The 21,829-nt window shown below is 41.7% G+C and carries 20 protein-coding genes; 10 read left to right on the forward strand and 10 right to left on the reverse strand.

All coding sequences use genetic code 11. From position 1 onward, the window contains the following. Positions 1 to 81: 81 nt before the first annotated feature. The 5 genes from DFQ12_RS26890 to DFQ12_RS26915 all read left to right on the forward strand — a co-directional run bounded on the left by DFQ12_RS26890 (position 82) and on the right by DFQ12_RS26915 (position 7,214). Positions 82 to 1,440 (forward strand): TolC family protein, encoded by a 1,359-nt coding sequence (locus tag DFQ12_RS26890; RefSeq protein ID WP_208642634.1) that lies wholly within the window; start codon positions 82 to 84, stop codon positions 1,438 to 1,440. After that, entirely contained in the window at positions 1,430 to 2,521 is a 1,092-nt protein-coding gene (locus DFQ12_RS26895; protein ID WP_120262099.1) for an efflux RND transporter periplasmic adaptor subunit, read from the forward strand. Before DFQ12_RS26890 ends, DFQ12_RS26895 begins: the two co-directional genes overlap by 11 nt. 22 nt (positions 2,522 to 2,543) lie before the next feature. Then, complete coding sequence (locus DFQ12_RS26900) at positions 2,544 to 5,651, forward strand: efflux RND transporter permease subunit (protein WP_120262100.1); 3,108 nt, start codon at positions 2,544 to 2,546, stop codon at positions 5,649 to 5,651. A gap of 183 nt (positions 5,652 to 5,834) precedes the next feature. Beyond that, positions 5,835 to 6,668: a sulfite exporter TauE/SafE family protein gene (locus tag DFQ12_RS26910; protein WP_120262102.1), complete on the forward strand. Its 834-nt coding sequence runs from the start codon at positions 5,835 to 5,837 to the stop codon at positions 6,666 to 6,668. A 144-nt stretch (positions 6,669 to 6,812) separates the two neighbouring features. Next, positions 6,813 to 7,214 (forward strand): DUF1634 domain-containing protein, encoded by a 402-nt coding sequence (locus tag DFQ12_RS26915; RefSeq protein WP_120262103.1) that lies wholly within the window; start codon positions 6,813 to 6,815, stop codon positions 7,212 to 7,214. A 21-nt stretch (positions 7,215 to 7,235) separates the two neighbouring features. Here the strand turns inward: DFQ12_RS26915 and DFQ12_RS26920 are convergent, their stop codons facing one another. Further along, positions 7,236 to 7,775: a GNAT family N-acetyltransferase gene (locus DFQ12_RS26920; protein ID WP_120262104.1), complete on the reverse strand. Its 540-nt coding sequence runs from the start codon at positions 7,773 to 7,775 to the stop codon at positions 7,236 to 7,238. A gap of 356 nt (positions 7,776 to 8,131) precedes the next feature. Between DFQ12_RS26920 and DFQ12_RS26925 the strand changes: the two genes are divergently transcribed. Next, on the forward strand, positions 8,132 to 8,719 hold the full coding sequence (locus DFQ12_RS26925) for a Crp/Fnr family transcriptional regulator (protein WP_120262105.1): 588 nt from the start codon (positions 8,132 to 8,134) through the stop codon (positions 8,717 to 8,719). 107 nt (positions 8,720 to 8,826) lie between these two features. After that, the gene (locus DFQ12_RS26930; RefSeq protein ID WP_120262106.1) at positions 8,827 to 9,420 is read left to right on the forward strand and encodes a YceI family protein; all 594 of its coding nucleotides are present in this window, start codon (positions 8,827 to 8,829) and stop codon (positions 9,418 to 9,420) included. A 129-nt stretch (positions 9,421 to 9,549) separates the two neighbouring features. Here DFQ12_RS26930 and DFQ12_RS26935 read toward each other — a convergent pair whose 3' ends face one another. The 4 genes from DFQ12_RS26935 to DFQ12_RS26950 form a co-directional block, all read right to left on the reverse strand. Further along, the gene (locus DFQ12_RS26935) at positions 9,550 to 10,335 is read right to left on the reverse strand and encodes an SDR family oxidoreductase (protein WP_120262107.1); all 786 of its coding nucleotides are present in this window, start codon (positions 10,333 to 10,335) and stop codon (positions 9,550 to 9,552) included. Between the two features lie 83 nt (positions 10,336 to 10,418). After that, positions 10,419 to 12,074, reverse strand: coding sequence for an ABC1 kinase family protein (locus DFQ12_RS26940; protein WP_120262108.1), 1,656 nt, complete (start codon positions 12,072 to 12,074; stop codon positions 10,419 to 10,421). An 81-nt stretch (positions 12,075 to 12,155) separates the two neighbouring features. Further along, positions 12,156 to 12,797, reverse strand: coding sequence for a hypothetical protein (locus DFQ12_RS26945; protein WP_120262109.1), 642 nt, complete (start codon positions 12,795 to 12,797; stop codon positions 12,156 to 12,158). Then, complete coding sequence (locus DFQ12_RS26950) at positions 12,787 to 13,290, reverse strand: RNA polymerase sigma factor (RefSeq protein ID WP_120262110.1); 504 nt, start codon at positions 13,288 to 13,290, stop codon at positions 12,787 to 12,789. The genes DFQ12_RS26945 and DFQ12_RS26950 overlap by 11 nt, the downstream gene beginning before the upstream one ends. Before the next feature lie 121 nt (positions 13,291 to 13,411). Between DFQ12_RS26950 and DFQ12_RS26955 the strand changes: the two genes are divergently transcribed. Continuing rightward, a complete protein-coding gene (locus tag DFQ12_RS26955) occupies positions 13,412 to 13,849 on the forward strand; it encodes an acyl-CoA thioesterase (RefSeq protein ID WP_120262111.1) in 438 nt (145 codons plus the stop codon). Between the two features lie 137 nt (positions 13,850 to 13,986). Here DFQ12_RS26955 and DFQ12_RS26960 read toward each other — a convergent pair whose 3' ends face one another. The 3 genes from DFQ12_RS26960 to DFQ12_RS26970 all read right to left on the reverse strand — a co-directional run bounded on the left by DFQ12_RS26960 (position 13,987) and on the right by DFQ12_RS26970 (position 15,887). After that, positions 13,987 to 14,430: an Hsp20/alpha crystallin family protein gene (locus DFQ12_RS26960; protein ID WP_120262112.1), complete on the reverse strand. Its 444-nt coding sequence runs from the start codon at positions 14,428 to 14,430 to the stop codon at positions 13,987 to 13,989. Positions 14,431 to 14,712: 282 nt separating this feature from the next. Next, the gene (locus DFQ12_RS26965) at positions 14,713 to 15,438 is read right to left on the reverse strand and encodes an AAA family ATPase (RefSeq protein ID WP_120262113.1); all 726 of its coding nucleotides are present in this window, start codon (positions 15,436 to 15,438) and stop codon (positions 14,713 to 14,715) included. A gap of 80 nt (positions 15,439 to 15,518) precedes the next feature. Continuing rightward, positions 15,519 to 15,887: a dihydroneopterin aldolase gene (locus tag DFQ12_RS26970; RefSeq protein ID WP_120262114.1), complete on the reverse strand. Its 369-nt coding sequence runs from the start codon at positions 15,885 to 15,887 to the stop codon at positions 15,519 to 15,521. Between the two features lie 182 nt (positions 15,888 to 16,069). Between DFQ12_RS26970 and DFQ12_RS26975 the strand changes: the two genes are divergently transcribed. Then, entirely contained in the window at positions 16,070 to 16,798 is a 729-nt protein-coding gene (locus tag DFQ12_RS26975; protein ID WP_120262115.1) for a 3-keto-disaccharide hydrolase, read from the forward strand. Between the two features lie 158 nt (positions 16,799 to 16,956). Continuing rightward, entirely contained in the window at positions 16,957 to 19,134 is a 2,178-nt protein-coding gene (locus DFQ12_RS26980) for a S9 family peptidase (RefSeq protein WP_120262116.1), read from the forward strand. 80 nt (positions 19,135 to 19,214) lie between these two features. Here DFQ12_RS26980 and DFQ12_RS26985 read toward each other — a convergent pair whose 3' ends face one another. Together DFQ12_RS26985 and DFQ12_RS26990 are read right to left on the reverse strand one after the other, a co-directional pair. Beyond that, positions 19,215 to 20,186, reverse strand: coding sequence for a polysaccharide deacetylase family protein (locus tag DFQ12_RS26985; RefSeq protein WP_120262117.1), 972 nt, complete (start codon positions 20,184 to 20,186; stop codon positions 19,215 to 19,217). Next, positions 20,186 to 21,751, reverse strand: a complete 1,566-nt coding sequence (locus tag DFQ12_RS26990) for a M20/M25/M40 family metallo-hydrolase (protein ID WP_120262118.1) — start codon at positions 21,749 to 21,751, stop codon at positions 20,186 to 20,188. Before DFQ12_RS26990 ends, DFQ12_RS26985 begins: the two co-directional genes overlap by 1 nt. Between the last annotated feature and the right edge of the window lie 78 nt (positions 21,752 to 21,829).

Raw genomic sequence — 21,829 nt, forward strand, 5'->3', positions numbered from 1 at the left:
ATCAAATTTTAAGCTTTTTTTAAGTATTTATTAAGGGGCTTTTAATCTGTGCCCGCGTTCTTTGTTGCATAAGATTCGATCATGATGACAAAGAAATCCTTACTATTTTTGCTGTTTTTAAATTCCGTTGCATTTGCACAACAGAACCCTACAATTACCTTCGATGCTATGCATTCGGAAAATACAACTGCTCGTTCTGAAAATACAACTGGCAAAACAATACAGCAGTCTTCTGGCAGAAAAATGACGCTTCTTGAATGTGAAGAAGCCTTCCGAAAAAACAACCTCTCTTTATTGGCGCAACAATATGATATCAGTCAGGCCGAAGCAGATGTCATTCAGGCCAAAATTTGGGAGCTTCCACAATTGGAAGTCGCCGTCAATGCTTATGATCCACAAAATAAAAAGGCATTCCATGTGGGAGGATCAAAAGATGCCAGCGTATCCCAATTGCTTTATCTAGGTGGAAAAAAGAAAAATGAGGTTGAGTTTGCCAAATCAAATGTTGAGCTTTCAAAATTTCAATTCAGCCAGTTGTTGGCCAGTCTACGGGCACAACTAAGGACAACATTCTATTCTCTTTATTTCGAACAGCATAAACTGGCAGACATCAATGTGCAATTGGATTACCTCAACAGTCTGTTGACCGCTTACAAGGAAGAAGGAAAAAAGGGAAACGTTTCACTTCGGGACCAAGTTCGTCTGCAAACCATGGCCATCGATCTCACCAATGAAAAAACGAGTGCCACCAATACCATTATCGGTATGCAACAACAATTAAGGGTACTGCTCTCCAATCAGGAAGATGTGCTCCCCAATCTATCGGATACCGAGGCAGATCGGGAATTAGCAATCAGACCTACAATGAGCATGGACAAGATGTTCGACCTCGCACTTGAAAATAATGCCGACTATCAATTTGCGTTAAAAACTGCCGAAAGCTCACAGCTTTTTACCAAATGGCAAAAATCGTTGAATACACCCGATATTAATCTCGGATTAGAATACAGTCAAAACGGAGGAACATTTCACAATGAACTGAATCTCAAAGCAGCGATTCCACTTCCATTATGGAAACAAAACAAGGGAAATATCATCAAGGCCAAATATGCCGAAGAAGAAGCCAAAAAGAATATCGAGGTACAACGACAGCTATTGGAATCGCAGATCCGTTCCAACTATCAGTCTTGGGAAAACCAATACAACCAATATTTCACTATTACGGCTGACGACCTGCACAATATTGCTGTTGTCTACGATGGTGTGTTCAGCAATTTCAGAAAAGGAAATATCTCCCTAGTTGAGTTCACCGATTTTATGGATAGTTATCGAATATCTATCCTCAAGCTTTATGATATGAAAAAAGAAATTATCCTCAATGCCGAGCAGCTTAACTACTTGGCGCAAACCCCTATATTCAATTCAAGCCATGCCAACTAAACAACTTCTCCTAAGCACTGTGGCCATCGTATTCTTATACGCCTGCCAGAATCATAAAGAAACCGACAATTCAGCGATTGTCAAAGGTTTTGAAATCAGCGAAACGATGCTCAAATCGACGAGTTTTGCCACTGTAAAAAAAGAAAATGTAACGGAGGAACTAAATTTCTTCGGTAAGATATCGGCTGATCAGAACAATTACATTGACATCTTTCCACTCGTTGGTGGGAATGTTGTATCCGTCAATGTATCCTTGGGTGATTATGTACATAAAGGTCAGGTACTCGCAACAATCAGAAGTACAGAGGTTGCGGGCATACAAAAAGATCTATCCGATGCGAAAACGGATGTGCTGCTTGCCGAAAAGAATTACCGTGTCGCAGAGGATATGTATAACGGTAAATTGAGTACTGACAAAGATATGCTTGAGGCAAAAGGGCAATTGACCAAAGCCAAGGAGCAACTACGCCGTTCAGAGGCCGTCAGTCAGATTTACAATGTTCGTACGGGCAATATTTACTCCGTTGTATCCCCTATTGATGGATATATCGTCCAAAAAAACATCAATAAAGATATGCAATTGCGTAGCGACCGCAGCGACAATATCTTTGATGTTGCCAACACCAAAGACGTCTGGGCGATACTCAATGTCAATGAAACGGATATCGAAAAGATCAGCATGGGCATGCCCGCCGTTGTCTCAACATTGAGCTATCCCGACAAAAAATTCGAGGGCAGTATCGACAAAATCTTTAAAATCATTGATCCACAAACCAATGCCATGCAGGCACGCGTTGTTCTGGACAACAAAGACGGCCTTCTTATTCCGGATAGTAAAGCCACGATCAAGCTGCTTCATCACTCCAATACACAGGCGCTGGCCATCCCTTCAGATGCGGTTATTTTTGATCAGAACAAGTATTTTGTGTTAATCTACAAATCACAGAATGACATCAAGATCCAGGAGATCCAACCCATGAAACAGAATGTAGAAACCACCTACGTCAGTACTGGGTTGCAGGAGGGCGAGCAAGTAATTGTCAACAACAAGCTTTTGATCTATAGAGCATTGAATAATTAACCCGTGTTAGCTTTTTACGAGAATGAACAAATTCATTAAAAATATCATTGCCTTTTCCATAAAAAATAAAGCGTTCACCTTTATTTGGGTTGGTATTTTGGCTATTGCTGGCTTTATAAGTTTCAAAAGTATGCCTATTGAGGCATTTCCAGATGTCACCAATACACAGATTACCATCATCACCCAATGGAACGGCCGTAGTGCCGAAGAGGTAGAACGCTTTGTGACCACCCCTATTGAACTGGGCATGAGTCCTGTTCAGAAGAGAACCAGTATCCGTAGTACGACCATGTTTGGGCTTTCCATTGTTAAAATCATCTTTGATGACGGGGTAGATGATACTTTTGCGCGCAATCAGGTCAACAACTTGCTGCGTTCGGTCAGTCTCCCTGAAGATATAGATCCTGAGGTGCAACCGCCATACGGTCCGACAGGAGAAATATTTAGGTATACCCTACATAGCGACCAACGAAATTCCAGGGATCTATTGACCTTACAGACCTGGGTTATTGACCGGGCATTGAGAGGTGTTCCGGGCGTTGCTGACATCAATGTGTTCGGTGGGCAGGATCTCGTTTATGAGATCAGTACCGATCCCATCAAATTAGACAAATACAATCTTACCCCTTTACAGGTTTACGATGCTGTCAGCAAAAGTAACCTCAATGTCGGTGGCGATGTGATCGAAAAAAGTGGACAGTCCTATGTCGTACGTGGTATCGGTTTGGTCAACTCCATCAATGATATCGAAAACATTACGGTGATCAACGAACGTGGAAACCCTGTATTCGTCAAAAATGTAGCGGAGGTCAAAGAAAGTTCTATGCCCCGAGTAGGGCAAGCTGGTTTTGGCAAAAGCGATGATGTTGTTGCCGGTACGGTGGTGATGCGTAAAGGAGAAAACCCCAGGGAGGTACTGACAGCCGTAAAAGCAAAAATTGCGGAACTCAACGACAAGATATTGCCCAAGGATGTCAAAATGCAAACCTTCTATGACCGCGACAACCTGATGGATTTCACGACCCACACAGTCATGCACAATTTGATCGAGGGAATTGTACTGGTCACCCTGATGGTATTGCTTTTCATGGCCGACTGGCGGACGACAGTAATCGTTTCCATCGTCATTCCCCTGGCCTTGTTATTCGCATTTCTATGTCTTAAACTGGCAGGTATGAGCGCCAATCTGCTTTCTTTGGGTGCAGTGGATTTCGGAATTATTATCGATGGTGCCGTAGTCATGGTCGAGGGTATATTTGTCATGCTGGATCATAAGGCCCATAAACTGGGGATGGAAAAATTCAACAAAATGGCCAAGGCAGGATGGATCAAACAGACCGGTACGGGATTGGGAAAAGCCATTTTCTTCTCCAAACTGATTATCATCACTTCCTTAATCCCTATATTTTCCTTCCAGAAAGTGGAAGGAAAGATGTTCTCGCCGCTGGCTTTTACCCTCGGTTTTGCCCTATTAGGTGCGCTGTTATTTACACTGACCCTGGTACCGGCACTATCCCATATTCTGTTAAACAAAAATGTCAAAGAACGGCATAATCCCTTTGTGGAGTTTTGGAACAGAATCGTGGCCAAAAGTTTTGGATTTACCTTTAGAAATAAACGTTTGAGTTTAATTGTATCATTGGTCATCTTAGGTACAGTGTTATTTTCCGCGAAATTTCTAGGAACTGAGTTCCTACCTACATTAAATGAGGGTTCACTTTGGGTAACCGCCGAAATGCCGATGAGTACTTCCTTAAAGGAATCCATCAAAACAACCAAAGTATTAAAAACGACATTGGAATCCTTTCCGGAGGTAACCGGTGTATTATCGCAAACCGGACGGAGCAACGATGGAACAGATCCAAATGGTTTTGGTTTTGTGCAATTTGCTGTAGCACTGAAACCTAAGGAAGAATGGACACGAAAGATTAACATGGATCAGCTGATCGAAGAGATGGATCATAAGCTCAAGCAGTATCAAGGGATCACCTACAACTATTCCCAGCCCATTTCGGACAATGTCGCGGAAGCTGTCGCGGGATTTAAGGCCGAGAACGGGATTAAGATCTTTGGTGACAACCTCGCTACACTGGACCGCCTATCGAAAGAGGTCTTTGCACAGATCAAGGATATACAGGGGATCAAGGAGCCCGGTATTATCCTGAATATCGGTCAGCCGGAGGTCAGTGTTATCCTGGACAGAACACGCATGGCGGCATTTAATGTGCTACCGGCCGATGCCCAGGCGGTATTGGAAATGGCTTTTGGTGGAAAGACAGCTTCCGTATTATACGATGGGGAGCGCAAGTTTAACATTCGCCTGCGTTATGCACCTGAATACCGGAAGACAGAAAAAGATATTGCCCAGCTGATGGTTCCCTGTGGTGATGGCACCTTGATCCCTCTAAAAAGTATTGCAACAATAGAAAAGGACAATGGTGCAGCCTTTATTTATCGGGATAATATCAAACGCTATATTGGTATCAAATTTTCCATCCGTGATCGTGACCTAGGGAGTACCATTGCCGAAGCACAGCAGAAGGTTAGTAAGATCAAATTGCCCGATGGCTATTCCATTGGCTGGACCGGTCAGTTTGAGAATCAACAACGGGCGACACATCGCCTGGCGCAGGTCGTGCCGATCAGCTTGGTGTTGATCTTCTTCTTATTGTTTATCTTATTCGGCAATATCAAAGACTCTTTGCTCGTTTTAGCCAACGTTCCTTTTGCATTGATCGGCGGAATTATTGCACTACATGTGACTGGCATGAATTTCGGAATCTCCGCGGGTGTGGGCATGATTGCATTATTTGGGATATGTATCCAAAATGGTGTTATCCTGATTTCCGAATTCCATCAGAACAAAAAAGATGGCCTTCCCAACGATCAGTCTATTTACAAAGGGGTCAAATCACGTACCCGGCCTGTGGTCATGACGGCATTAATGGCTTCAATTGGATTGTTGCCAGCCGCACTCTCTACAGGTATAGGTTCAGAATCGCAAAAACCGCTCGCGATCGTCATTATCGGTGGACTGATATCCGCCACCATCTTGACTTTGCTCGTGTTCCCGATCATCTATGATATCTTCAACCGGACTGAAAAAGTACAACGGAGAGTCGCAGATTAATAAAATCATCGATACTGCCTACGCCGTGAGGTGTAAGGCAGTATTTCTTTTCGAGATACATGTTGGTGTAACATTTGTATCTATTCAGGGCATAAAGTTTCAAAAACAACAAAAAGCCCTTAAGTTTACAACAAATTATCGTTCAGCTGGTATTATTCCATGCTGGATCAATAAACAAAATATATGACTATTCTCACCTTTACACTCATCCTCCTTTTGGGTGCTTTTGTTGCGGGACTCTTAGGATCGCTGACAGGCTTGGGGGGAGGGGTCGTCGTCATTCCATTGCTGACCCTTCTATTTCATGTTGATATTCGTTATGCTATTGGGGCCGCACTGCTGGCTTCCATTGCCACCTCTTCCGGGGCTGCTACAGCCTATGTCAAAGAAGGGATTACCAATATTCGGCTCGGCATGTTTTTGGAAATTGCGACCACAATCGGTGCTGTCATCGGTGCTGTTATTGCAATTTATATGCCGACCAATACGATCGCCATTATCTTTGGTGTGGTACTGATCTTTTCAGCCGCAATGACGGTGCGCAAGAAAAATGAGCATGCCTTTTCCGGCGGTTCAGCTTTAGCCGAAAAGCTAAAATTGAACAGTACTTATCCATTGGATGGCAAACTTGTCCCCTACAAACTGACCAATGTGGTCGGTGGTTTTTCATTGATGGGTGTCGCAGGTATTCTATCTGGTTTGCTGGGTATCGGTTCGGGTTCTCTTAAAGTACTCGCCATGGATAGCATGATGAAAATCCCCTTTAAAGTCAGTACCACGACGAGTAATTTTATGATCGGGGTGACAGCCGCAGCCTCAGCTGTGGTCTATCTACAACGGGGTTATATGGATCCAGGGATTGCCTTTCCAGTCATTCTGGGTGTACTTTGTGGTGCCATTACCGGTTCAAAGCTTTTGAAAAGAATGAATCCCAAGACCCTGCGTATTATTTTTGCCGTTGCTATCACATTGGTCGCACTGGAAATGATTTTCAATGGATTTCAACATAAATTTTAGGCGAATAAGCTTTACATAGTTGATATTCACCAGTATCACACAGTCGAATATCAGTTTTGAACAGTGGAAGTTCAATTACATAAAAAAATTAATGCGCTCGTTTATGCCCTTGGCCATAGACATTTAATAAATAATTATTTGCAGATGAAACAAGTATTTTCAAAAAACTATTGGAGCGATAAGGATATCTCACTTTTGGTGGGACAGATTTTACGGACAGGTGTTATCTTGGCCTCCTCCGTGTTAGTGATCGGTGGGATCTGGTATTTGATCGTCCACGGACAAGATGCGGTACCCAACTATAAAGATTTCGTCGGTGAGGGCAAATCCAATACGACCATCAGCGGTATTATCGTAGGAGCATTCAGCAAAAATATTCCCCAAATCATACAACTTGGGGTTTTACTTTTGATCTGTACACCGATTGTACGGGTGATCGGCTCCCTTTTTGGTTTCGTTATCGAAAAAGATAAGCTCTATATCGTCATCACATTGATTGTGCTGACTGTGATTATAGGCAGTATATTGAGCGGAGTCAAGGGATAATCCTGTAAAGAGATCAATCCCTTATCTCTTGGCTCTAAGCCAGGTCGATTTCTCCAGTGCATATTCAAAATTCTTCCGTTCGGGTTCGTTGACATAAGACACCATTTTTTCGGCGACTTTGCTTGCCCCCAAACGTTCGACAGCTTTTTGTGAACGGAAATTTTCAGCACCTACGTGTAAATAGATCTTATCCACAAAATTAAAGGCAAAGTCAAACATCATTTCTTTGACCAAAGGATTGATACCCGCCCCCCAATAAGCCCTTGCATAGAAGGTAAAGCCAACAAAAATAGATTTTTCGGCCTCATTCAAACCATAATATCGGGTGCTTCCAATGCATTCCCCCGTCGTTTTATCCAAAATAAGATAAGCTGCTTTGCTTTCCAATGCAGCATCAAAAAAAGACCGAAAAACCTCCTCCTTCCAGCGGTCTTTGTTGGGATGCTGCTCCCATATCAACGGATCTTTAGCTACTTGATAAAGCGTATCAAAATCACTTGGGTCAATCAACTTTAATACGACCTTATCATTTTCAAGTTTATTCGGTGCTACAAACTTCATTAGAACATGTTTAACGTTGGACTTCTACCAAAATTTTAAATTTCATTAAAAGATACCAATTATTGATGAAACTAAGTTGAATTACGTTTCCTGTTATTCAAATATTACACCAAAATGTCCAATTGACAGATTAGGATAACATATCTTTACTATTACCCTCAATAATAAATTTACCGACAAAGAACAACGAACGATTCAACGGATAAAAGATGTCTGGTTTTTTTGATTTTCATCGTTTTGCAATTGTCTCTGCACTGGAGATACAAATTCGGCTTAGGCATAAGTTTCATAAAATTGTATCATTCTAGCTGCTAATTCTACTTTATAAAGCGCAAATTTTCGTATTTTACACCCTAATGGAACAGTTCAAGGAATTTGTAAAACAACGGATCAATGTCAGCGAAGAAGAATTAAATGATATTGTATCACGTTATCATGTCAGAAAAATCAAGAAGAAGGAATACTTTTTAAGGGCTGGTGAAGTCTGCCATTATGAAGCTTATGTCGTCAGCGGGCTGTTTAAGTCATTCTATGTCACGGCTGATGGGATAGAACATATTCTTCAATTTGCCATTGAAGACTGGTGGGTGGGTGATATTGCTAGCTTCAACTATCAGGAACCGGCTTTACAAAATATTCAGGCACTCGAAGATTCAGTTGTACTCACGTTATCGAAAACGGATAAAGACAAACTCTACGAAGACCATCCGATTTATGAAAAACTTTCCAGAATTATGGCCCAACGTGCACAGATTGCATCCCAGCACCGTATTATCTCCAGCATAGGTTTTACGGCTCAGGAACGCTATCTGGATTTTATCAAGCGCTATCCTAAAATATATCCCAGGATCTCCAATATGCAACTGGCCTCCTATCTTGGGGTGACACAAGAGTTTTTGAGCCGCTTAAAAAGACAAATTTTAAAGCCTAATCGAAATTCTTGACCTACATCAATTTTTTCTATTCAAGTTTATCCCACCTTTGCAGAAGCTTGTTCAAACAAACATTTTGAACAATTAAACGTTTGATAAATAAACAAATAGAAAACAACATGAATAGATTTTTCCAATTTTTGGCAGTGGCAGCGTTAATGGTTAATGTTGCTGTAGCGCAGGTAAAATGGTCTGCTGATCCGGGACATACCAATGCAAGATTTGATGTAAAACACCTTGGTATCAGTTTTGTCGATGGTCAGTTTACCAAAGTAGAGGGAACAGTGGAAACTGCAACCGCTACAAGTTTCAACAATGCAAAAGTAAACTTTTCCATTGATGTCAATAGTGTTGACACGCGTATTGAAGCACGTGACAATCACTTAAAAACAGATGATTTCTTCGCTGCAGACAAATTTCCAAAGATGACTTTAAAATCTGTCACCTTCAAAAATGCGAAAGTGAAAGGTAAATATATTATGGTAGCAGATCTGACCATCCGCGACGTAACTAAAAAAGTAACTTTTGATGTTACTCAAAACGGTGGTGTTATTACCGATCCTTGGGGAAAAACACGTGCAGGCTTTACAGCAAAAACAAAAATTAACCGTCAGGATTTTGGGATCAAATACAATGATAAATTACCTTCAGGTGTAGAAGCAGTTGCCTCTGATGTGGACATTATTGTCAATACTGAATTGGTTTTGAACTAAGCAAAGTTTTTTAAATCACACAAAAAAAAGTGGCTACCCAAGATTTTGGATAGCCACTTTTTTTTAAGGCTTACGACTACTCAGTCATAAGCTCGCCGTTCTCATTCTCGGGCGAATTTCTTTTTTACTTTACAAGCCTTTCAACATACCACCATCCAGCGGAATATTGGCTCCAGTGAGGTAGTTGGCGTAGGTCGAGCAGATAAAGGCGACCAGGTAGCCATATTCTTCAGGCTCACCCAAACGAGCAGCCGGCACCTGTTTTAACCTCAATTGCAAGGCTTCTTCATAGGATATACCCAAGCGCTGTGCATCCATATTGGTCAAAGACTGAATTCTTTCGGTATCAAACAGCCCTGTTAATATACTATTGACTGTCACGCCATCCTTTGCAACATCATCTGAAAGCGATTTGCTCCAGCTTATCAATGCGGTACGGATGGTATTTGATAAAACCAGATTAGATACGGGCTCTTTTACAGTGGAAGACGATACATTGATAATGCGTCCATAACCATTTGCCAACATGTAAGGTAAGGCACAAGATGTCGTATAACAGTGATTTTGAAATAAAAGTTCAAAGGCATGTTGGTAATCCGCCAGATTTTTCTGATCAATCGTTCCCGCTTGTGGTCCGTTGGAGTTATTGACCAGGATATCCACTTTGTTTGATTCAAAATAACGATCTATTTGTACTTTATAGTCTTCATGATCATTGTAATCGACCAGAATATATTGGTGTACCTGCCCTTTCGAGCTGTCCAGGCTTTCCAAAGTATGCTTCAATTTCTCCTCACTACGTGATGCTAGGGTAACCGAGGCACCACAGGATGCCAAAACTTTGGCAATCCCGGCACCGATGCCGGCAGAACTTGCGCCAATCAGGGCTTTTTTTCCAATTAGATTGATTTCCATAACTATTTCGTATGCTATTAGCTTATATCAGCTAATTCGTTGTGTGTATTATTCAAAAATATAGATGAACTAGGGACGGTCATTTAATCATTATCTTTTGCCCGGATCATGGCAATAAATAAATAGACCGCAAAGACCCAGGCCGAGCCCAGGCATATCCAGGCAAAAACGGGAATGCCCCACCATTGCGGTTCAATACGCGCCACAATCACCATTCCCCCCAGTAAGTTGAGGGACATAAACATGATACCGATCACAATACGGTTGACCCCTTTACGGAGTATGGCATTGAAGGACCGGGCACTGATCAGACGATGATTCAAGGTGAAATTTCCCGTACGGAATAAGCGTACCAAAGCTCGCATATCCTCTGGAAGTTTTTCGACATCGCGTGCGAAAGACTCTATCTTATGTTTTCCTTTCTTGAAAATCGCTTCTGGTGACAGCCGCTCCATCATGATCCGTCGGGCAAAAGGCTTAATGCTCTCCATGATATTGAGATCAGGATAAAGCTGGCGGCCGATTCCCTCCATCAAAGAAATACCCCGCATGAGCTGATAGATATATTCCGGAAAATACAAGCGATTATCACCAATGATCTTCCAGAGTTTATTGAACAGCAGATCAAGACTGAGATCACCTAAGGAAACATTATCAATCATGTCAAATATTTCATATAGGGAGCGTTCAAACTGATTTCGGTCAGGGATATGACTCACTACAGCCACATCTTCAATAACATCCGCCAATCGGACTGCATCCTCGGAAATCGCTGATTGGATAAACTCCTCGAGCTGTCGTCGGTCAATTCCGAGCAATTTGCCCATGTTGCCAAAGTCCAAAAAGGCAATACGCCCATCGGGCATCACCATCATATTACCGGGGTGCGGATCACCGTGAAAAAAGCCGTGGATAATCACCTGTTCCAGATATAGATTGATCCCATTTTTCACCAAGGTTTCCACATCCATTCCCCGTCGTTTAATTTCCACGATATCCGTCACTTTGAAACCATCGAGATACTCCATACAGAGCACGCGGTCAGAGGACAGATCAGGGTACACATTGGGCACCTTGATCAGTTTGTTGCCTTTAAAATTTTTAGCAAAGCGCTCAATGTTATGGCGTTCGATGACCAGAGACATTTCCTCTTGCAGGGTCATGGCGAAAGATTCTACGATGAGGGAAAGGTTGAGATTTTCCAGTGCGTCATTGTACATGGTCAGAATCTTGGCGATATCACGCATGAGCGCAAGATCTACACGCATGACCTCATCTATTCCCGGTCGACGCACTTTTAAGACAACACTTGTACCGTCTTTTAATGTCGCCCGATAGACTTGAGCAATGGACGCTGCGGCAAAAGGTTCCGACGCGATGGTCTCAAATTGTTCGGTGATGTCTAATCCAAGTTCTTCAGCGAGGTATTCCTGAATGTCGACTTCAAAGGGCGGGACGTTATCTTCGAGCTTTTTGAGTTCCTCGACAAGATCTTTTGGGAGCAAACCTTCGCGGGTGGAAGCCGATTGTCCCAACTTGATAAAGGCTGGTCCGAGCTCTTCCAAAGCCATGCGAATACGCGTATATACACTGATTTTATCAACATCTATATTACGCTCTAAACTCGCTCTTGGCCCTTTCCATGGCAATCGGGCAATGGCATCTTTGAAACCATATTTTGCTAATATGCTTAAGATTTGGGAACTACGTTGTAACTTCTTGGTCGGATTGTACATCATGGACAAGGATTTTCGATAACAAGATACGAAATATCCAAGTTCGAAAAACACAAAGACCTTACCTTTTTCGCATCAATACCCTTATTCCGCTTCCATCTGATCCAGGTTTTCTTTGATCTGTTTGACATAATCCCCATAATAGGCACGGATCATAAACTCGGTAATCAACACGATAATAACGATCGAAATAAGTGCCGAAAGGATCATCCATAATATAAAATTGGGATCCAGCTGAAGGGTTTGTCTGAAGTTATATAATTTCTCAAACCAAGCCACAGCCCTATTTTGGCCAATCATAATGAGGTAAAGAAATAAGGCTTGCGGAATCATCACATAAGCAACAATACGATAAGTTTCGACCGCATATTTAAGGTCATAATAGAGCTTTAGTAGATGCTCACGGGACGCCAGGAGATCAATCTGCTTGGCACTTTTGATCAGGTAATAGAACCTGCGGTAATACAGCAAGCTCGACAGCGAGATCTGCACAATAAAAAAGTAATACGCAAAAGCTGCATACCCCGAGATTTTATAGATTGGCAGCATGGGTACAGCAATCAGAAAAAACATGCACACCACCCAGGAAACAAATTCAAGTTTGATATTGCGTCTCAGCTTGGCCATGATATTGCCGACCTCCTTATAATGTTTGAGATTTGGATTTTGTAAATCCTCATCTGTTGGCTGTTCCTGCCAAGATTTTTTTAATTCATCAAAATTCATAATTGTATTTTTTAATGATTTGTTGAATCCGTTCTTTTGTACGATTTAATTTGACCCGTGCATTGACTTCAGATATACCAAGGTGTGCCGCGATTTCGCGATGGCTCTGGCCTTCCAAAAACAAAAAGATCAACGCTTTTTCTACGGCATTCAGTTCATGCACCGCTTGATAGAATATTTTTAGCTGTTCGTCTTTATCCGGATTATAAGATTCGTCCGGAAAATCATGTCGTTCTTCCAGGCTATCGTAAATCTGATGTTTCTTCTCTTTCTTTAAAAATACCATCGCGGTATTCAATGCAACACGATACATCCATGTTGAAAATTTACTTTGCTGCTTAAACGTTGCGTAAGACTTCCAGAGCTGATACACAATTTCCTGATAAAGATCTTGCCGTCCATCCTGGTCATCCATATACATACGGCTCACCTTGACGATAATTCCTTTATTTTCGTCAATCAACTGAAGAAATTCTGTTTCCGAATGAGCCAATGGTAAATTTTCTTTTTAAGATCTTTTCAGGTAATAAGTATAGCAAACAAACAAAGTGTTACAGCTTAATTTAAAAATATGTAAATTGTTCATAAAAAGGAGGCAAATCACGATAATAATTATGGAAAATATATTTTATGAGGGACAGGTCATCTGGGCACAAATAGATGCCAATAGGCACATGCGTCATTCCGCCTATGCCGATATCTGTGCACAGGCACGGAGCAACATGTTGAACAAAATGGGCTTTTCTTTGGACAAGTTCGCCCAGTTTCAGATCGGACCGATTCTATTTCGGGAAGAATTGATCTACGCAAAGGAAGTACACCTGGATGAATACGTTCAGGTAAAAGTGGAATTGACTAAATACAATAAGATCAATAGTCGTTTTTCTTTTATCCATCAGGTTTATCGCCAGGATGGCACATTATGTTGTACAGTAAATGTTGATGGCGCTTGGCTTGACTTAAAGCTGCGAAAATTGACCAAATTACCGGAAGAAATGGAGCCCTATCTGGCCAAAGTACCGCGTGCAGAGGGATATGAAGAGATTGGATAAAAAAATCCCTCGGAATATTTTTGTATTCCGAGGGATCAAAACATAAACTAACCTAAAAAACTATCTTATTTGAGTATCAACTGACCATCGGTCAGGATGCGCCTATCATATGATGTTTATCATATGGGCGGCACGAACTATTTTACTTCGATCAAACGCTTTGCGATAATAGCGTCTTCTTTCTTGCCAACAGTTAAAATCAATATTCCACCTTCATAGGCTGCTTCAATATTGCTATAGTCAACCGTTTCAGGCAAGGTAAATGATCTTGAAAATGAACTATAATTGAATTCCTTCTTGCTATATAGTTTTTCTTCACTTACTTGTTCTTCTTTTTTCTCTGCAGAAATAGTAATCAGATTTTTATCCACATTGATTTTAAAATCTGACTTATCCAATCCCGGAGCTGCCATTTCGATCTTAAATGATTTTTCAGACTCCGAAATATTCACCGCTGGAACACGTGAAACTAAACGATCTGAAATAAAATTATCATTGAATAGATTGTCAAATACAGTATTTACAAATGGATTTACTGCGTCGGTATTTAAACTTTTTGTAGGGAATTTAATTAATGCCATTTTTTGTCCTCCTAATTTTTTTATTTTTTGTTAAGCTTTATTTTCTAACTCTTTTCTAGGGGATATTCAATTCACGTACCAGTCGCAAAACAAAGACAAAATGTCATTTTCAAATAATTTAAAGCGACATTTTGACACAATACATTTAAAACCGTCCATAAAAGGGCGCGATATTGTCATTGCTTGGAAGACATGATCCCACTACCCGGTATAGCATTAACGTAGCAGTAGGCAAACTGTTTTCAGGCGGATTTAATTTTACAAAACATTAACCTTGGCGCTTTACCCTTCTGGCTCTGATCTTTCTTCTTGTTCCAATGCCCTAATCAGCAAAAACTTAACAGCATCGTAGATATAATCTTTTGCCTCTGCATAGGAAACATCATAAATTCGTGATACCAATACATCATATTGCGGAAAGGGAGAAAATAGTTTAGCGTAATAGGCATCCAGCTGCGCATGAGTTGGTAATTCAAAAGCTAGGCGAAGCTGAAATCGTCGAATAATTGCTGTATCCAATATCTCGGGATGGTTGGTTGCCGCAATCAATACAGCTTCGTTGGGAAAATAATCGATCAGTTGGATAATCGTGTTCACCAGGCGGCGCATCTCCCCTACATCTTTCTCTTCACTGATCCGCGCTTTTCCAATCTGGTCAAATTCATCGAGAAACAGTACAGCCTTTTCACGTCCTGCCTTATCAAAGACCTGCTTGATATGCTGTGAAGTCTCACCAATGCGGGATGAGATCAAGTTACTCAGATTCAAGATATAGATCGGTTTGTCGAGTGCCGTCGCCAACGCTTTTGCCGTCGTTGTTTTTCCGCAACCCGAATAACCGTGTAATAGAATCTTGTTGCTTACAGGCAGACCATATTGCGAGAGCTCTCGAATATAGCGATGCTCCTTAATCAGCTGCTGCAGTTTCTGCCGGCTATCTTCCGCCAAAAAAACATCTTCTAATGCTATCTTTTCCTTATCGGCTATAACAAGATCGTAAATATTCATCTTAACAATTTGACACTTTTATACAATGGATCCGCAAATTTAGGCAGGTATTTCAAACTTTTGCTGGTCCAGTTTGAAAATTAATCATTCAGGTATTTCAAACCGACCTGCGAATAGGATAAGTCGCCGCCAAAAGGTGGATTCGATTTGCGAATGACAACCTCAATCATTACGGCATGCGGTACCCCTAGCCGAATCTGTTCCAATATTTCTGCCGCTGCAGATTCCAACAGTTTCCGTTTGGGTTGCATCACACGAGCAGTGATCTGATACAGTTCTTCATAATTTAGCGTATTACGCAAATCTTCGGTTTCTGTATTATGAAAAGGGAAAGAGACATCAATAGACACAAAAAATTCATTCCCGAGAATCTGCTCCTCCTCGTAATAGCCAATCGGCGCATAAAACCGCGCTTCTTTCAATGAGACTGTCTGTAAAATGGTTGCCATGCACAAACCTAAGCAAATTGTTCCGAAATCAAAAAATCGACAGTTTCGACGAGTTCAATAGCATCAGACCAGAGAAAAATCTCATCCAGACACAAGCAGACATTTAAATAGATCCTATTCAAAATTATAATTGTATATAAAAGCAAATTTTCCTAAGTTTAAATACACCAAAAACCCAACAGATGAACTTTTCTTTATCTTCGGCACTATGCCTAGCGATCTTATGCGGTTCCAGCGCAATCCATGCCCAAACAAATATGAAACCCAGCGATACAGAGTATTACAAACCTGTTCCGCCAACGGTAACACTCAACAAGGGAATCCCAAGTGATGCCATTGTTCTTTTTGATGGCAAGGACCTGAGCAAATGGAAGAGCGAAAAGGGGAATGCAAACTGGACAGTTGCCAATAATACGCTTGAAGTAAAACCCGGAACTGGAAATATCGAGACAACCGAGCATTTCGGCGACTTTCAGCTCCATATTGAATGGAAGAGTCCCGAGCTCATCAAGGGCGAAGGACAAGGCAGAGGGAATAGCGGCATTTTCCTGCAGGGGCTCTATGAAATTCAGGTATTGGACAACAATAACAATCCGACCTATGTCAATGGTGGCGCAGGAAGTCTTTATAAACAACGTCCGCCGTTGGCTCAAGTCATTGTAACGGACAAATGGCATGTATACGATATCATTTACAAGGCTCCCCAGTTTAACAAAGACAGTCTATTGATTAGCAAAGGCACAGTGACTGTGCTCCACAATGGCGTCCTTGTCCAGAATAACACCCAGATTGATGGCACAACAGAGTACATTGGACTTCCGAAACAGGTGAGCCATGGTCCCGGCCCCATTATCCTGCAAGATCATGGTGATCTGGTCCAGTTTAGAAATATCTGGCTCCGCAAACTATAGATCGACACAACAATTTCAGTTAGACAAGCAACAATTCTGTACTAGGTTTTATAGGGCTATTTCCCTAATTTAGCCCTATAAAATTTAAAAGCAAACTCCATCATAAGAGCAAAAAACACTTATGGTCGGCTCAGCATCATTAAAAATAAATTATTCTAATGAAAAGAATTGCGCTATTCTTCTTGTTGGCAAGTGCCTTAACCAGCCATGCCCAACGAAACCTTAATTTGGAAGAAACGGTATTCGGACCGCGCACCTATGCGCCAACATCGATTACTGCAGCTTCCTGGATACCAAAATCAAACAGCCTCACTTACCTCGATAAATCGTATCAAAATCTGCTCTCCAAAAGTGCAGCAAACAATTGGGCAGAGACGAGCTTGTTATCTAAAACTGAGCTCGAAACAGCTTTGAAAGCTGCAATTCCAAACGAAACATTCAGCTTACGCATGTTTCCTTACGACTACAAATGGCGTGATGGCAATTCACTCTTGCTTCAGGTAGATGGCAAAGACAAAGTATATACTGTCGTCTATAATCTCAAGTCTAAAAATATAGAAAGTTTTATCGGCAACGATAGCCAAGGTGCTAACCGCGAACTAAGCACAGACTTTTCTAAAATCGCTTATTTGGTGGACAATAATATTGCCATCGTTGACAAAAACGGAAAAGTAACTGCTGTAACCAACGACAGCGACAAAGGTATTGTGAATGGTAGTGATTATACCCACCGTCAGGAATTCGGTATCAAAAAAGGCATGTGGTGGAATGCTCAAAATGACAAATTACTCTACTACCGCAAGAATGAAACCATGGTCGCCAACTATCCACTCCCCCAATGGAGTCCGAAAGTTGCCGAAATCAAATGGATAAAATACCCCATGACAGGGCAAAAATCGGAGGAGGTAACACTGGTTGTCTACAACAGTGTTACAGGACAAAAAGTAACCTTACAGACCGGAGATCATAGCGAACAATACCTGACCAGTGTAACCTGGGATCCTTCAGGTAAATTCATTTATGTAGGCGTTCTCAACCGCGGCCAAAATGACCTCAAGTTCAATAAATACAATGCTGAAACCGGAGCGCTGGTTAAAACATTGTTTGAGGAAACCGCAACAACTTGGGTAGAGCCAGAAAATCCACTTACCTTCTTACCAAACACAGCGGATCAATTTCTTTACCAATCCGACAAAGACGGCTACAACCAGCTTTACCGCTACAATACGGAGGGAAAACTGATTAAAAAATTAGGCTTTAAGGACATAGTGCTAGAAAACCTATTGGACTTCTCGGCTGATGGAAACAAAATAAGTTATATCGGTGTCACCAATAATGGCATGGACCGTCAATTATTTGAGGTAGACCTCAAATCCGGAAAAACAGTACAGCTAACAAATGAATCTGGTATACACCAGGCTTCGTTGAGTGGTGATGGCAAATATATCTATGACCAATATAGTGACCTGAAGACACCCAACATAATCCAGATCAAGGAGGTCAAATCGGGTAAGGGAACTGTCCTGGTCAAAGCTGACAATCCATTCAGCGGAAAAATTAATAATCCAAAAATAGAATTTGTCCAACTTACTTCGGCTGATGGCAAATATCCCCTGACCGGCCGTATTATCTATCCAAATGATTTTGACCCTGCGAAGAAATATCCGGTCATGTATTATCTGTATGGTGGTTCTCATTCACAATTGGTTTCCAACAAATGGCTAGGTGGAGCAGGTTACTTTGATCTTTATATGGCCCAACAGGGATATATCGTCTTTACAATGGACAATCGCGGCACCAATTACCGAGGCCGTGATTTTTATACGGCTACTCACCGTAACCTTGGTCAAAATGAAATGGCCGATCAACTCAAAGGAATTGAATTCCTAAAATCAAAGTCCTTTGTCGATCAACAACGCATGGGAATCTTCGGCTGGAGTTTCGGTGGATTTATGACGACTTCATTTATGTTACATCATAACGATATTTTTAAAGCCGCAGTCGCTGGAGGTCCAGTTATTGACTGGAAGTTTTATGAAGTAATGTATGGCGAGCGTTATATGGACACACCTCAGGAAAACCCTGAAGGATATAAACTAACTTCCTTGTTGAACAAAGCAGATCAGCTAAAAGGACGCTTATTGATCATCCATGGCGCACAAGATCCAGTGGTTGTACAACAAAACAGCATGGAGTTTTTAGAAGCCTGTATTAAGGCTGGAAAACAAGTCGATTATTTCTTATACCCTACCCACGAACATAATGTGATGGGCAAAGATCGTATCCATATGTACGAGAAAATTGCGGATTATTTTAATCAGCATCTAAAAAAATAAGTAGTAACAGCTCATCATACAAAGGCGCCTTTCTTTTCGGATTGGCGCCTTTGTGTTATTAAGAACAAATTGTTCAATCGCTAATTGGGGTACTGTTCCAGTCCTTCAGAAAGGCTATACAGCGTCCAATGTTTTGCTTTAATGGCGTCAGCCTCCGTCTGGAGCAACTTAATAAAATCCCGCACCCCCAACTCTTCATTACCATTTCCATGAATCAAAACAATGCTACCATTATGCACCGGTTGCCCTTTAGCCAGCCAAGCATCAGAGCCAACGGCAATTAGACCAAAAGATAGCAGCTTTTCGATAATCGCACGATCCGAAACCAAACCTGGGCAGCGGAAAAAGACAGAAGGCATAAGTCCATTTTTCAGCATCAATTTTTCATTGGCCAGTATCTCATAACTCAAATCAGTACCTGGAGATAACAAAAAATTAGATACCAGAGGCTTACTATTAAAAACATGATCATAGGTATGATTAATCCAAGTGATCTCGATCCCCTTTTTCTCCAAAGATTTCAACCAGGCTAAGTCATCGGGGTGATTTAACAGCCATTTTCCTGACACAGACACCGCCAATGGCAGTGTACTGTCCAACCCCTTAAATGCAGATAGTACATCTTCAAAAATATCCTTGTCTAAAGGTTTATGGGAAGGACACAAGTCAATCGTTAGGTTTATTCCGGATTCTTTCGGCAGTCTAAAATTCAGTCCCGCATCCTGCAGATTATTTTCTGTTTTCCTGACGATGGAGAAGCAACGTTCATACACCGTTCCATTTAAGCTTTTGTTGACCTGTACAGAATCTCTACTGCGGACTTTAAGCAACTTACTATCCACAATACGAGTCTCTAGTGTCATTGGATCTACTATGAGATAATATTTACTTCCCATGACCGTAAAACTTCGTATCCCGATCAGCGGTCGGGCATTTTCCTCTAAGGCAATCCATTCTCTTTTATAATTATCCAGATCCCCATGGGGAATCTGGGCAAAAGCGAAACTGAAGAAGAAAAGGAATACGATCGTAAATACAAGCTGTTTCATCATTAATTACCGCTTGTCCTTTTGGACTGTAAATTTGTTGGCCAAGCCATTTGTTTACCAGTTTTATCCACAGGTAATACGATTTTCTCTCTTGACACCAATGCAGGCTCCTCACAAGCAAGGTAAGTTAATACCGCAACAATAATCGCATTCTGCTTGACTTCGTCGAAGACAATTTTATCGTAGGTATCCCGATTCGTATGCCAGGTTACTTTTCCATAATCCCAGGAAGTGGAAGAAAGGCCAAAGGCCGGAATCCCTTTTTGTACAAAAGAAGAGTGGTCACTTCCACCCGTTCCCGGCATTCCCGGAAAGCTGGTCTGGATCTCGTTACGAAATTCTTCGGGTAGATATTGTAACCAACGGCCGATATATTCATATGCCTTTTCAAAACCACTGCCGCCGATACGCACAATACGTCCTGTTCCATTATCCTGGTTCCATACCACCTGAATATTTTTTGCGATATCAGGATGATCCTCCACAAAAGCCGAAGAGCCGTTCAAGCCCTGTTCCTCACTCCCCCAGTTGCCGACCAGGATCGTTCTTTTATTTTCGGGATATACTTTCCGCAGGATACGAACTGCTTCCATCATTGTAATCACCCCCGTTGCATTATCTGTCGCACCCGAAGCACCATCCCATGAATCTAAATGTGCAGACAAAACTACATACTCATTGGGCTTCTCTTTTCCTTTGATCTCGGCAATGCTATTATAAGTTTTTGCTGTACCAAGTTCCTTGGATTTACCCTGCAAGAGTATACGCGGTTTGACGCCACGCACAGCCATACGATGAAGGAGGCTATAATCCTCCAAAGCAATATTAAAAACAGGAATCTGCTTCGATTTCGCATCAAAAATCCGTGTAAGCCCCGGCAGTTCTGTCCAGTAAGAATCGATCACACCTACAGCACCAGCGGTTTCCAATGCCAATGGTAGTGTACGTCGTGTACTTCCAGTATAGGTCATACTGAGCTCCCATTGCTTGAGCTGTTCACTCTTTAAGGCCTGATATTTTTCATAACCCTGGGCAGAGGCAGATTCCTTCCAGTTGGCATCCGAACGACCCGAGATCGGGTTCATGCCAATCAGGACAATTTTACCTTTTACCGTCTTTAACCAAGATTGGAAATCAGCCTGAGAACTAAACAAAGGCATCGCCACCACTTCTGCTTCTACACCTTTTTCCTTCGTCATCGGACTAAAGGCTAATTGCGTCCCTTCGAGTGATTTGATCCGTGGATAGGTCATCGTCACCGCTGAGGTCCCTCTTTCCCAGGAACGCCATTCTCCATAAGGTTCATTTCGTGCATCCGCACCAAGTGCGGTGTATTGTTTGACCACCCAGTCGTGTGCCTGCTGCATCTGTGGACTCCCCACCAAACGTGGACCGATCATATCAACAAGTTCAAAAGCATAGTTTTCGAGCTGGGAGTTTGCCTGAGCTTCCTGAACAATAGCCGCAACAACAGCATCTTTATTTTGTGCAAAAATCGCTGAGCTACTCAATAGCATAAATGCCAACCCAAAAGACTTCAAATTTCTCTGTTTAGTATATAGTTTCATTTGTAATTTAATTAGTTCACCATTCCGTAGGTTCGGTTGGTTTGGTTTTTTTCGAAAATTACTAAAGATAATTCAAAA

Source organism: Sphingobacterium detergens, assembly GCF_003610355.1.
Taxonomy (GTDB): domain Bacteria; phylum Bacteroidota; class Bacteroidia; order Sphingobacteriales; family Sphingobacteriaceae; genus Sphingobacterium; species Sphingobacterium detergens.

Excerpts from the sequence above, each read along its gene's own strand:
- DFQ12_RS26890 (WP_208642634.1), top strand. The coding sequence starts at position 82 with ATGATGACAAAGAAATCCTTACTATTTTTGCTGTTTTTAAATTCCGTT.
- DFQ12_RS26895 (WP_120262099.1), top strand. The coding sequence starts at position 1,430 with ATGCCAACTAAACAACTTCTCCTAAGCACTGTGGCCATCGTATTCTTA.
- DFQ12_RS26900 (WP_120262100.1), top strand. The coding sequence starts at position 2,544 with ATGAACAAATTCATTAAAAATATCATTGCCTTTTCCATAAAAAATAAA.
- DFQ12_RS26910 (WP_120262102.1), top strand. The coding sequence starts at position 5,835 with ATGACTATTCTCACCTTTACACTCATCCTCCTTTTGGGTGCTTTTGTT.
- DFQ12_RS26915 (WP_120262103.1), top strand. The coding sequence starts at position 6,813 with ATGAAACAAGTATTTTCAAAAAACTATTGGAGCGATAAGGATATCTCA.
- DFQ12_RS26920 (WP_120262104.1), bottom strand. The coding sequence starts at position 7,775 with ATGAAGTTTGTAGCACCGAATAAACTTGAAAATGATAAGGTCGTATTA.
- DFQ12_RS26925 (WP_120262105.1), top strand. The coding sequence starts at position 8,132 with ATGGAACAGTTCAAGGAATTTGTAAAACAACGGATCAATGTCAGCGAA.
- DFQ12_RS26930 (WP_120262106.1), top strand. The coding sequence starts at position 8,827 with ATGAATAGATTTTTCCAATTTTTGGCAGTGGCAGCGTTAATGGTTAAT.
- DFQ12_RS26935 (WP_120262107.1), bottom strand. The coding sequence starts at position 10,335 with ATGGAAATCAATCTAATTGGAAAAAAAGCCCTGATTGGCGCAAGTTCT.
- DFQ12_RS26940 (WP_120262108.1), bottom strand. The coding sequence starts at position 12,074 with ATGATGTACAATCCGACCAAGAAGTTACAACGTAGTTCCCAAATCTTA.
- DFQ12_RS26945 (WP_120262109.1), bottom strand. The coding sequence starts at position 12,797 with ATGAATTTTGATGAATTAAAAAAATCTTGGCAGGAACAGCCAACAGAT.
- DFQ12_RS26955 (WP_120262111.1), top strand. The coding sequence starts at position 13,412 with ATGGAAAATATATTTTATGAGGGACAGGTCATCTGGGCACAAATAGAT.
- DFQ12_RS26960 (WP_120262112.1), bottom strand. The coding sequence starts at position 14,430 with ATGGCATTAATTAAATTCCCTACAAAAAGTTTAAATACCGACGCAGTA.
- DFQ12_RS26965 (WP_120262113.1), bottom strand. The coding sequence starts at position 15,438 with ATGAATATTTACGATCTTGTTATAGCCGATAAGGAAAAGATAGCATTA.
- DFQ12_RS26970 (WP_120262114.1), bottom strand. The coding sequence starts at position 15,887 with ATGGCAACCATTTTACAGACAGTCTCATTGAAAGAAGCGCGGTTTTAT.
- DFQ12_RS26975 (WP_120262115.1), top strand. The coding sequence starts at position 16,070 with ATGAACTTTTCTTTATCTTCGGCACTATGCCTAGCGATCTTATGCGGT.
- DFQ12_RS26980 (WP_120262116.1), top strand. The coding sequence starts at position 16,957 with ATGAAAAGAATTGCGCTATTCTTCTTGTTGGCAAGTGCCTTAACCAGC.
- DFQ12_RS26985 (WP_120262117.1), bottom strand. The coding sequence starts at position 20,186 with ATGATGAAACAGCTTGTATTTACGATCGTATTCCTTTTCTTCTTCAGT.
- DFQ12_RS26990 (WP_120262118.1), bottom strand. The coding sequence starts at position 21,751 with ATGAAACTATATACTAAACAGAGAAATTTGAAGTCTTTTGGGTTGGCA.